Source organism: Sphingobacterium sp. WM (assembly GCF_029542465.1).
Lineage (GTDB): Bacteria > Bacteroidota > Bacteroidia > Sphingobacteriales > Sphingobacteriaceae > Sphingobacterium > Sphingobacterium cellulitidis.
In genome coordinates this window covers 1,418,505-1,430,891 of sequence record NZ_CP120709.1, presented here as the reverse complement: position 1 = coordinate 1,430,891, position 12,387 = coordinate 1,418,505, and the positions used below count along the sequence as shown (strand labels likewise).

The 12,387-nt window shown below is 35.3% G+C and carries 10 protein-coding genes; 4 read left to right on the top strand and 6 right to left on the bottom strand.

Annotated elements, in window-relative coordinates; genetic code table 11:
* Positions 1-38 precede the first annotated feature (38 nt).
* Complete coding sequence (locus PZ892_RS06100) at positions 39-2,753, bottom strand: GH116 family glycosyl hydrolase (RefSeq protein ID WP_277712463.1); 2,715 nt, start codon at positions 2,751-2,753, stop codon at positions 39-41.
* Between the two features lie 139 nt (positions 2,754-2,892).
* Here PZ892_RS06100 and PZ892_RS06095 point away from each other — a divergent pair, with 139 nt between their 5' ends.
* Both PZ892_RS06095 and PZ892_RS06090 read left to right on the top strand, forming a co-directional pair.
* Entirely contained in the window at positions 2,893-4,287 is a 1,395-nt protein-coding gene (locus tag PZ892_RS06095) for an aminopeptidase P family protein (protein WP_277712461.1), read from the top strand.
* Positions 4,288-4,429: 142 nt separating this feature from the next.
* Positions 4,430-5,500, top strand: a complete 1,071-nt coding sequence (locus PZ892_RS06090) for an acyl-CoA desaturase (RefSeq protein ID WP_094256904.1) — start codon at positions 4,430-4,432, stop codon at positions 5,498-5,500.
* A 70-nt stretch (positions 5,501-5,570) separates the two neighbouring features.
* Here the strand turns inward: PZ892_RS06090 and PZ892_RS06085 are convergent, their stop codons facing one another.
* Together PZ892_RS06085 and PZ892_RS06080 are read right to left on the bottom strand one after the other, a co-directional pair.
* Positions 5,571-5,999 (bottom strand): cold-shock protein, encoded by a 429-nt coding sequence (locus PZ892_RS06085; RefSeq protein ID WP_229678276.1) that lies wholly within the window; start codon positions 5,997-5,999, stop codon positions 5,571-5,573.
* Positions 6,000-6,446: 447 nt separating this feature from the next.
* Positions 6,447-7,118, bottom strand: coding sequence for a hypothetical protein (locus PZ892_RS06080; RefSeq protein ID WP_277712457.1), 672 nt, complete (start codon positions 7,116-7,118; stop codon positions 6,447-6,449).
* Positions 7,119-7,467: 349 nt separating this feature from the next.
* Between PZ892_RS06080 and PZ892_RS06075 the strand changes: the two genes are divergently transcribed.
* Complete coding sequence (locus tag PZ892_RS06075) at positions 7,468-8,160, top strand: helix-turn-helix transcriptional regulator (protein ID WP_277712456.1); 693 nt, start codon at positions 7,468-7,470, stop codon at positions 8,158-8,160.
* Between the two features lie 361 nt (positions 8,161-8,521).
* On the opposite strand, the gene PZ892_RS06070 is transcribed toward PZ892_RS06075, so the two are convergent.
* Positions 8,522-9,187 (bottom strand): response regulator, encoded by a 666-nt coding sequence (locus PZ892_RS06070; RefSeq protein ID WP_094256901.1) that lies wholly within the window; start codon positions 9,185-9,187, stop codon positions 8,522-8,524.
* A gap of 5 nt (positions 9,188-9,192) precedes the next feature.
* Positions 9,193-10,881 (bottom strand): ATP-binding protein, encoded by a 1,689-nt coding sequence (locus tag PZ892_RS06065; protein ID WP_277712455.1) that lies wholly within the window; start codon positions 10,879-10,881, stop codon positions 9,193-9,195.
* 445 nt (positions 10,882-11,326) lie between these two features.
* Between PZ892_RS06065 and PZ892_RS06060 the strand changes: the two genes are divergently transcribed.
* The gene (locus PZ892_RS06060) at positions 11,327-12,112 is read left to right on the top strand and encodes a DUF6882 domain-containing protein (RefSeq protein ID WP_141202078.1); all 786 of its coding nucleotides are present in this window, start codon (positions 11,327-11,329) and stop codon (positions 12,110-12,112) included.
* Positions 12,113-12,117: 5 nt separating this feature from the next.
* Here the strand turns inward: PZ892_RS06060 and PZ892_RS06055 are convergent, their stop codons facing one another.
* Positions 12,118-12,366, bottom strand: coding sequence for a Rho termination factor N-terminal domain-containing protein (locus PZ892_RS06055; RefSeq protein WP_094257176.1), 249 nt, complete (start codon positions 12,364-12,366; stop codon positions 12,118-12,120).
* Positions 12,367-12,387 lie beyond the last annotated feature (21 nt).

Genomic DNA, 12,387 nt, shown 5'->3' with positions numbered 1-12,387 from the left:
TTTTCTTTCACTTTCAATTATCCACAGCTCGAATTTTTCTAAGAAATAGAAATTAAAAGTTCCTTGTTTTCCGAGAGGACAATAGGGCTATCAAAAACTATTATTATTACATCATTTTTGCTTTCAGTATTTTTAATTGACACGGAACTATTTCCAATTTTTGCTGTGACTTTGCTCTTAACAGTTGATTCTTTCAAGTTTGGCAATGTTAATTCCGCGATTTCCAGATTTCCATTCGCCAAGTCAATAATCGCTTCTAGCCGGTTATTTGATGAAATTTTCTGTGTATAACTCCCCCATCCATCTGCAGCGGTAAAAGCAGCCTTAAAGTTTTCCGGATTTATTTTAGGGTGAAAACCTATCTGTTTCTTCGGACCATGGTAGGTAAAGCCACAAGCATTGATAAAAGTTCCATAGCTAGCCATTGCTCTAGCATAATGATCACTACATTCAATTTCATTAAAAGGATTTCGCTTGGAGGCGTGATACCGTTCATGAATCTTTCGAGTTAAGATCATACTCTCATCAATCATCCCTTCAGCCATCATATGTGCCGCTACCTGATGCTCGAATCCTGTCATGCACTCATGAAAATATCCCAATTGCCAAGTTTCATTCTCCCCATAGGCATGTTTTTCATTTTTTGGATTGGTATTCATCACCATTCCAGCATCTCCGGCAATCGCATATGGTCGACCTTGTAAATGTGTTTTAATATACGGGCCAACATCTGGAGCATAATTATATTTCCACAAAGCCTGTAATGCCGATAATGTTTTCGCTTTATCATTCACCCTAGGCAATCCTAATTGAAACGTCCAGGCCTGCCCGTAAACCTGATCAATATGGCAGGTATTGTATGACCCTAATTTCTTTCTTCCAAATTCCTTATTCGGTCTATGGATATAATATTCTCCATTAAACAGTTGACTGTCCATATTTTTTGAACCTTTTGAAAAATAGCTGGCACATTTCTTCTCAAATTCAAGATCTCCAACCTCATTGGCCATTTTCTCGGCTGCTTTTATGGCGGCTAAACTCAAGCCTACGATCCAAGCAATCTCCCCTTCCCAGACAGCGTCCAAGGTATTCTCCATCGGGGTATCAGTCATTCCATCCCCATTTTTATCCTGATTCAAAATAAATTGACTTGCCTTTTTTATGGATGGCCAGTTCTTCTTTAAAAAAGTATCGTCCTTACTGGTTTGATGATCGCGATAAGTTCTTAAAATAACACCTGCCTGACCATCTATCGCTGGCCTGGATTCATATTCCGCCCGAAAGATAATAGCTCCTGAATTGGCATTAAAGCCTACGCCATAATCAGTAGTCTCCCGAAGGTTCCGTTCTAAGCCTGGGAATATTCTCCCCATGGCCTGTCCGTATTGCCAAACATGGGTACAGGTTCCTGCACAAGCGCCGACACCTTCCCAGCCCCAAAACCTCCCTGTTCCAAAACGCATGGTATTGGCTGTTGCCAAGCTGCCTATATTCACAAAGGTTCGGTCTAAAAACCAATATGGTAAGGTGGAATCATTCCAGGTCTGAACCCATTTCATCGTTTGACGATCCAACTCCTCCAGATGTGCTGCATAATAATTCAAAACCTCTGACGCATCTTTAAACCGCTTCCCATACCAATAGCCTTCCTTCGCATCCTTGAGATGCTCCTGTAATTTTGGATGTGGATTATTGAAGTACCAAGCAACAGAAAATTGAAAATCCTTTTTGCCATTACCTTCCACTTTCCCCTTGGAACTGATACTGGAAATCTGCAAATCCTTGAAATCTACAAGGGATCGTTGATCCGAACCTTGCAGATTTTCAGCCTGTACCGGCCAAGATTCAAGATTGCAAATTATTTTTGCATGCCCATCATGAGCCATAAATGCCATGTTACCATGGTCAGTAGCTTTTTGAAACTCCGTAGGGACCGAATCGCATTCAAAATAAACATGTCGATTGGAACCATTGCTTTCTTTGACGGAAGCCAGCTTTTTGACAGCATCAAAATCCTTCCTTCCCTTATGTACGCCATTTTCAAACCAGCCGATCACCTCAACTTCCAATGACTCGGAATTCTTATTTTTTATTTCAATATGAAAGGTTGTTAAGGGCAAGGAAGAGTTATCTTCATCCAAAGGAATAAACGGTGAAAAGGCGGTCAATTCAACATCCACAGGAAAGGACGCACTGCTATATAGTACTTTGCAGGTTGGGTAGCTAGGTTCAAAGATCACCTCATCCCATTGATTGGCTTCCAAGACCTTCTGCAGAACTTTACCATTCCGCTTTACCGAAACCAAAAAGCCTTGTTCCAAAATCCTTAGGTTATCTGAAAGTGCGGGCTCCACAAATGCTGCCCCATCTCTGGGTCTAACCCTTTGCATTTCCCGACCATTGTCCCACAAAACCACCTTATTCTCGACCCCTTCATTTAAACCATCATAAGAGGTATTAAAAACTTGCCACAACCATAAACGACCATCCCCAGAAATATAAACGGTACCCGAATGCAAACCACCAACAGGCATGCCTATATATTTAAACTCATTTAAGCTCTTTTTATATTGGATTTTCTCACCCCGACCATACAAAGATTTTATCCATTCCTTGCTATATCCTTTCTCAATAGGAATATTGTGAACAGCTGCATCCCAGGAAAAAATACTCCTTCCCCAAACTGGAAATTGACTAGCAAATACTCCAAGTCCCAATAAACTTGAATTTTTTAAGAAATTTCTTCTGTTCATAAATGAAAAAGATAGGAATTCTAGGTATACTTTGGATAGCTAGAATTAGGTTTATGATTATTTCTAAATTAAAAATTATTTCCTGAATCCTCAGCCCTAATAAATATTTATTTAAATTCGTATAAAAATTTTACAAGCAATGTTTTCAGCAGAAACCTATCAAAATCGAAGGAAAAACTTAAGAAATGAGGTATCGAATGGTGTAATCTTATTATTAGGTAATATTGAAAATCCTATCAATTTTGAACACAATACTTATCCATTTAGACAAGATAGCAGTTACTTATATTATTTTGGGATTAAAGCTCCGAATATTGCCGCAATAATTGATATTGATGAGCAAAGAGAAATAATTTTTGGGGATGAATTAGATACGGATGCCTTGGTATGGATGGGCAGACAAGAAACCTTGAAGGAGAAAAGTCTGAAATCGGGGGTTACAGAAACATTACCTTTCAAAGATTTAGAATCCTATCTTCAAAAAGCAAAATTCAACAACCGTACGATCCATTTCTTACCTCCTTATCAATCCTTCAATAAAATCTTATTGAGCAGATTGTTGGACAGGCATCTGGATGAATTATTGCCATCAGAGAAATTAATTAAAGCTGTTGTAAACCAACGATCTATTAAGGAAGCTCAAGAGATTGAACAAATCGAATCTGCATTAAAAGTTTCCACAGATATGCATTTATTGGCGATGCAGGTTGCCAAGCCAGGCATGAAAGAGTATGAAATTGTCAATGCAATTCAAAAATTTGCTGCTGATCAAAACTTCAGATTTGCTTACCCTCCTATTGTTACGGTTCATGGGGAGATCTTGCACAATCAATTTCAAGAAAATATATTAAAGAATGGCGACCTGATTCTAAATGATTCAGGAGCTGAAACACCGATGGGTTATGCAGCGGATCTAACCCGTACATTTCCAGTTGCTGCAACCTTTACTGAACGTCAAAAAGACCTTTATTACATCGTCTTACAAGCATTTACCGATGCTAGAGATCTCTTAAAGCCTGGTGTCAAATTTAAGGATATCCATTTGAAGGCGGCTAAAACCTTGGTTGAAGGGCTAAGTTCAGTAGGATTAATGCGTGGAAATGCTGAAGATGCGGTCGACAACCATGCACATACCATGTTTTTCCAATGCGGTTTGGGCCATATGATGGGGCTTGATGTTCATGACATGGAAGATTTAGGTGAACAATATGTGGGCTATACCGAATTCGAACCTAAAGACAAAAAAACATTCGGACTCAAATCCTTACGCCTAGGGAAGGAATTGCAAGCCGGAAATGTCCTAACGATAGAGCCTGGTATATACATTATACCTGATTTAATCGATATCTGGAAGGCCGAAAAGAAGAATCAAGAATTCATAAATTATGATGTCCTTGAATCTTTCCGTGACTTTTCAGGAATCCGGATTGAAGATAATTTCCTAATTGAAGAAAACGGTTATCGCTTGCTAGGTCCTGACCTTATAAAAACGGTATCAGAAATTGAAGATTTTAGAAAGATGAGCTTAAGCTAATTAAATCATGATTTCCCACTCGTCAATAAAATTTTTTAAAGATTTTACATTCAAATTTATCTAGCATCGACGAATAAACGCTAATTTTGCGAATGTTTCTTGTTCAAGAATTTGTTTGAACATCAAAATTTATTATTCAATAATGAGATCAACTGTAAAGTTTAACAATATAAATAGTCTTTTTTCAAAGACTTTAAAACAAAACATCAACGATTATTTTCAAAGTACAATCCAGAAAAAAACAGGTAATAGAAAACTATTCATCAAAGCAAGTATTCTATTATTATCCTTTATTACCCTGTATACGCTTTTAGTATTCATTCAACCACATTGGAGTATTTCAATTATCCTATGCATCTTGTTTGGGGTAAATTTTGCTGCAATTGGTTTTAATATTATGCATGATGCAGGTCATAATTCCTTTTCTGAAAACAAGAAAGTGAATAGTATTATGTCCTATTCCTTAAACCTATTGGGTGGGAATATTTTCTTTTGGAAATTAAAGCATAATATCGCGCATCATACATACACCAATATTGATGGTGAAGATCCAGATATTGAGGTGAATTTTATGAGGTTGCACCATGAGCAAAAATTAAAAAAGCATCATAAGTACCAACATTTATATTTTATTTTCCTGTACGGACTTTCTTACCTCGCATGGATCTTTTATCAGGATTATGAAAAATACTTCAAGCAAAAAAAGAGCGGATTGAGAAATAAATTTGATTTTGAATTTCCATTGAAGGAAAAACTAATATTCTGGATTAGCAAGATTCTTCATGCGTTTATATTCATTGTTGTTCCTATCTTGATGGTAGGCTGGATTCAAACCATTATTGGTATATTGATCGTTGGTGCGGTTTGTGGAATCTGTTTAGCGATTGTTTTCCAGTTGGCACATGTTGTTGAGGAAACTGAATTCAAATCCTCTAATCTTGACAAAATTGAAGAAGAATGGATGATTCATCAAATTCAGTCGACAGCAAATTTTTCAACGAATAACCGATTCTTAACTTGGTTATTAGGAGGATTAAATTTTCAGGTTGAACATCATTTATTTCCCAAAATAAGTCATATCCATTATCCCGAGATCAATAAAATAGTTCGGGAGACTTGTCAGAAATATAACATCAAATACAATGAGTTTGGAACCTTTTGGATGGCGTTCTCATCCCATGTCAAAGTTATCAAACAGATGTCTGTAGCATAAAAAAAAGGAGCTGAATTCAGCTCCTTTTTTTTATGCCTAAAACTCCTTCTAGGCTAATAATATTTTGATACTATATTAGTTCTACTTCAGAAATTTGATTTCCTTGTCTAGTTCTAGTGTATTTGTATCTCACATTTTGATTCAAGGAAAGGACTTTACCAGCAAGGGTATCATTAAAATAAACAGTCTCTCTCGTTTCATTATCACGAATAAAACCATAATGACCTGCTTCATTGTAATATGATACACGACCTAATAAGAATTCATCTTCTGGATCTTTAGGACGTTCTAAGTCTTCAGGTTTAAACTTATAAGTTTGTGTAGGTGGAGTATCAGAGATATTTCCAAATTCATCAACATAGGCAAACATCTCTTCCAATGCTTTTCCTTTATTGTTATTGGATTTATTAACTTCTCTACGTTCTTGTTTCTCCTGAAGTTTCTGTTGTTTTCTTTTTGCTAGCTCTTTTTTCTTGAATGTGAGTTGGTTTCTTGACATTAAATCTGATTAAGTTAAAAAATGAAAGGGATATCTTTTTTTATTTAGCGGGACTTGCTGCGGATTAAGATAGGGGCCTTTTTTGAATGAGTACAAATATACGCAAAATTTACGACAATAGCTAATTTCCGCAGTAGCAGTAAATTGTACCATAATACGGAAACAATTCAGGTCAAATAAAAGGTTTCTCCACATCTCAGCCGCGGTTTCTCCGGACCTTGTTCGAAAAAATTCGAACAAGGTCCGCGAGAGGTCCGAAGAAGCTCCGAAGAAGGTCCGGAAAAAGGCTTAATTATTTCCAAACTATTCCCCTATTTATTCCCTATCACTGAATGAAATATTCTCAAATCCGGTATCCAAAAACGCTATTTGTCAAGCTGTAGAAATCAACAAAAAAAGGACATCAATATCGATGTCCTACCTCATTTTGTAATAGTATTAATTATTTTAATAATCTGAATAATATTCACTTTGGCTAGAAGCAGATAATTGACGAACCAAAAATAATAGGATACTCCGTTCGTTCCGATGCCTTTCAAGCATCTTGTTCCATGCCGCCTGATTAAATTCTATTTTACCGCTTTCATTATCATTATACACCCATACTCCAAAAATATCTTTCTTCAAGGTTGCTGTGAATTTATTTCGGGTATAAGTCAATGACTTATCCAAGTTTCTTTTTATTGAAATACTTCCATTTTCTCCTTCCTCAGCGTAATATTCATGTCCGAAAATATCCACACCGGATTCGACACTATTTCCTCGGTTATCTTCAAAGATTTCTTTACCAAGAATATCGATTTCATGGGATGCTCGATATCCGGATTCTCGAATATATTTTCGAACCAAATACTTTAGAAAATCCACTTTCATTTCATTATCCGATAAAATTCCTGACATGTGACGATCAAGATATTTTTTCTCGAAAGTAACTGTATTTCGGGCATTATCAGAAAACTCCAGTCCATTAAAAAAATTCTTCTCCAAAGTGGCAGTATATCTTCCATCTGCAGAATTGAATTCTAAATGACCAAAGAAATTATTCTTAACGGTCCCCAATTGACCGAAGGAATATTGTGTGCTAATCAGCATCATAAGGAAAAGTAGGAGCTTATTCATATGCTTATTTTCTTATTTAGAACTCAAACCTTCAAAATGGTTTAACCTTTACGAAATTAAAAAATAATATAAAAATCATACCATACATATATTTAACCTGATTTTTTCATAGACTTTATCGACAAACAATCAATCATCTTGTTTTCAGGTTGTTAATAAAATATTATTTTAGGAATAATATTTTATTAACTTTAGATAGGGTATTAAATTAACGTAATCTTCACATAAAATTAGCTTGGTTTAGACAAATAGATATTTTACATGAAAATTAATTTTAGTGTTTAAACATTCTTCCTTATTTTAGAGTAAGTGAATTTATAGTTAATAAGCAAACCAGATATTAATTATTATGAATAACCTAGATGCGCAATTATTTGAGATCTCAAATGGTCTTCGAATAGGTGAATACACCGCGCCGGAGTTAGGGGCAATTTTACCGGCAAGTTTGATGATTCATGAATTGGAGGGAATAAACCCTGCTGGCTGCAGTTATATGAATAATTGGGGCACTAATTTTCTGGGGAAATATCCCGAGGAAATCCAGCAAATGGGGATGCGATATTATGATGAATTCTTCGTTCGGGAAGAAGCAATGGCGGCTTTGTCCGGATTACAACTATACTTAAATGACTCAGATGCTGACCTGAACTACAATTTCTTTCAACGCGTAAAATCTTATGCCCAGCAGAAATATAAATGGTGTTTTACCTCCTGTAAATTAGTGGAGTTACAAGCCGAAAATAAATTAGTAATTCTTTCCTCTCCTATTGATGGGATCGATACAATTATCCAAAGGGTCACAAAAACGCTGGACCAGAATGAATATGTTAATGCGAATTATAAAAAGTATGCTCAATTAACCAAAAGGGAAAAAGAGATTATCCGATTATTAGCAAACGGCAATTCAACCAATGAAATTTCGGATTATCTATTCTTATCCAGCCATACGGTTTCCACCCATCGGAAGAATATCTGTCGAAAACTAGAAAACAAATCTTTTGCAGAATTATTAAAATTCGCGGTTCATTTTAATTTGACTTAGGAGAATAGGATATAATCCGAATTTTCGAAATAAATATTAAAGAATAGCTATTAAAGTAAAAAACCTGAGCTGGGGAAGCTCAGGTTTTTTTAACTAACCAATTATTAACCTAAATTATGAAATTATTTACTCTTTACTTTTTTACTCTATTTGTACTTTAATAACGCAAAGCCAATGCCGATTGTATAAATAGCAAGATGTATTAACATTTTTTAACAAGGAAGACCATAAAAAAAGGCCTCAGAAGAATCTGAGGCCCGCTATTTATTTTGGTTAATAAAGATTGGTCTGTTTTGATAACTCAAAGATATTTGAAAAACCTATACTTTTATTACGGTTTTCCGTATTGTGATGAAAATCACTAAATCAATCCTTTATCCTTGCAATACAATACTAATTGTTCGTTTTTCGTGAAGCCTAAAACTTCCTTCATCAGGTTTAATCTTTTTTCGATACTACTCAAACCAGAGGGTCTGATATTCAGGTCCTGCAGAATTTGAGGGATATTCTTTTGTAAAATACCTTTTGATAAGGAAGATATTATCTGAATATCCATATTGGTAAATTCATGTGAATTTCGGGATCTCAGGGCAAGACGAATATCAGGGGACTGATAGATCTTATTCGTAGATACGGCTTTCATTGCATCCTTAAAATGCTGTCCATCGTGTCTTGCTTTACGGACATAGCCATCAATTTGATAATTTCGGAATAAATCTTCAATCAAGCTAATCCGATCAATTGAAGAGAAGACAATAACTTTCAATTCAGGCTGGATTTCTTTAGCCGCCTTGATTAAATCTTTGCCATGGGAAATTTTCTGGGGCACAATATCATCCTCAAATACAAGATCGGTGACCAATAGATCATAAGGTTCCCCTTCGCGGATTGCATTTTTTATCCAAGTAAGCGCATCATCGCAATAATATACGTAGTTAACTTGTTCAACTCCCAATTCTTGAACTGTTTTATGGACAGACAAATTAGCGACCTCGTGGTCTTCTGCAATTAATACTTTCTTAAACATAAAGTCTAATTTTGAGCTGGAATAGAAATATGAATCCCTAAACCATTATTATTATTTTTCTCAAATGTAAGGGTACCCTTCAATAGATTTATACGGTTTTCCGTATTCTTAATTCCGTTTCCATATTTAATGGAATCTGCGAGTCCCACTCCATCATCCTTGTAGAAAATATTTAGATTTTCACCAGAATATTCAAAGCGGACAATCACCTCATTTGCGCCAGAATGTTTTCGCATATTGACCATTAACTCCTGTAAGATCTGTTCAATTTCGCCTTTCTGTTTAGCATTAAATAAATCCCAAACAGTTTGGTCATTTCCCGCAATTAATATAGTTCTACAATCATTTGAGAAGGATTTCAATAATTCAGAGACTTGCAAGTGGAACGGTACCTCACTCATTCCCTCTTCTTCGACTTCATAGGATATATCCCTGGATTTATCATACATGATTTCTAAACGGTCCAATAATTCTTCCCGATCAATATCATCCCGATTTTCTAGTTCAGCCATTACGCGATATATTCCATTCGCAACAACATCATGTACCTTTCTAGAGGTCCTTAATTGACTCTCTTTCACGCGATTATCTGCTTCCAGTTTTAATCGTTGTTTTTTTCTATTATACCAACTCCAGATATAGTAAGCAGATAGTCCAACAATAATCAATATGGCAAGCAAGAAAATTCTAGTCAGGTTCAGACGATATTGTTTCTCAGCGATTTCATTGCTCAACTTCAGATTATCTGTTTTGCTTTTTTCAACCTCATAGCGTATCAGGGCAAATTGATTTTTCGCAGACAACCTTGCAATTTCCACGGAGTCTTCAATATGATGATATTTCCTGAGTAAGGCTTTATTTTTGTCGATGACGGTCAGGTTCAGGATGGACTTTAAAGCATCCATTTGAACATCTGGGTTTTTGATATCTTCTGCTAAATCTAACAGCATTTGAGAATAGAATAAAGCTGAATCTATATTTCTGTTTTTATAATAATTCATGAGATGGGTATAACTAGAGTTTAACCCAATGCGATCATTCAATTTTGTACGTATGGATAATCCTTTTCTAAATTCAGGAAGAGGGTTATAATTAGAATCTAGTTTAGTTTTTGCTCTGGCGTAATTGGTAATAAAGCGGGCATAATCTTTAGAATTAGGTTCGGAGGAATTTAATAAATCCTTCAAAAGTTCAACAGCTTCCTTCGGTTTGCCATAATTCAGGTAGGCATTCGCTAGGTTATTTTCATATACTCTTTTATTACTAGGATCTTTGGCATATTTAATTGCCAATTGAATGCTTTCCAGCGATTGTTTCGGGTTTTTTAAGTAATCATAGATTGTACTGAGGTTCCCATATACCATTGCCAGGAGAGAATATTGGGAAGTATCATTAAGATTAAGGAATTCCAGGGCCTGAGTTGAAGTTTCTTGGGAGCCATAATAATCGCCATATTCCAATTGGGAAACGGCCATATTAATTAAGCTCTGAGCAGCACCAAGGCTATCGTTGTTTTTAACAAACTCTTCCCTAGCCTTTTCAAAGTAAACGAAGGAACTATCGATTTCATTTTTATCCAAGAAATCATAAGCTTGTTCGTAATAAACATTCTTAGGAGATTCTGTAGGATTTGGTTTCGGACTATGACAAGACACAAAAAAGAAAATGCCTATCAGGAACAATAATGGCTTCACAGGTACAATAATTTGACCTAAAATAGGCAATATTACCAACACTTCCCAGATTAATATTGCTAATAAGGACGTAAATGAAATTATATTACGGATAAGGAAATTGTAGTCATGCTGAGAATTTCAATATTTTTTTTTGACTTTTTCTATAAGAAACTGTTATTCAATTTTTTAAGTTAGATTCATTATTGAAAACCATAAAAACAAATTAGCTGTTACAAAAGGGTTTAGGAGCGGATAAATTGGCAAATTTTTAATAAAAAGAACATTATAATCCTATTTTATATTAAAACTTACGTTTAGTTGAGGAGAAATTAATATTACCACTTTTCAATCGAGAAGTATTTTCGCTAACAAACAGTAGATATAACACTACGAAAATTGAATTTCTTACCTCTTTACAAAAGTCTTATTATGGATTTCCCACATCCTTTCTTAACTTAAATCTTTGAAAAGACAAACAACAGTAATTGAGAATAATATTATGGGATTTTTAAATAGATTATTTGGAAAATCTACAATTAAAAAAGAACCTGAAGTAAAGGAAAAACCAACAACCGAAACGACAACCCGGATAGAACCTATAAGAACCGAAAACGAATTATTTGAAAGATACGTAGGTTTAGGATTTGAGAAACAAGTTGATTTCTCTGAACTTATTGAAGGCAAGGCATGGGATGCTGATTTAACTCGTGGCACGATCACCTTTGGAGATGAATTTGAATTCCCCTTACAGATTATAGGTAGCTTTTCCTATTCTGTCAATACTTGGTTATGGTCTTGGGCGAATAAACAATCAGACCTACCTTTAAATTTGCTAGTGGATGCCAAAAAGCTGAAGTCTTATGGCATTCAGAACAAGATCAACAGACTTAGAACGCCGGAATATGCCTTCAAGCAAGATGATTTACATCGACTAGGCATTATTGCCATGGGGATGTTTGATGCAGATGGTTATTATTTTGCGGATTATGGTAGTGGGATTATGTTGATGACTGTAAAATCCGATCAAATTCGAAAAAACAGAAAAGACTTTCACCACCGTATCTTCAGTACCTTTCCGCAGGTTATATCGAATTTCCAAGTTGACCACAGAAACAGCCTTATTAATTACTTAAAAAGCAAGGGCTATAATATCTTAGAAAAGGACAATCAAATCATCGGCACGAAAGGTAAAGAAACCTGCATCACTACCCTAGATAGCGCAAACAGAGTGAGCAACTTAGAAGGTTAAAGCTATTAACCTTTTCTAATTGCCTTTATTAATTGCTCCTTATTCATATTATGTCGACCTTTAATACCTATTTCCTTAGCCTCAGCCAATAAATCAGATTTAGACCTTTCCTCCAATTTTTTTGAATTATGATCAATCGTTCCAGCTGCCTGTGCATTTGAAATTCTGGCCGCTTTTTCCTTACTCATTCCTTTATCAACCAATGCATCGTAAGTATCGGGCTTTTTCAATTGTGGTGTTTTATCTTTGGGCATAATTTTTATGTGTTGTTTTCT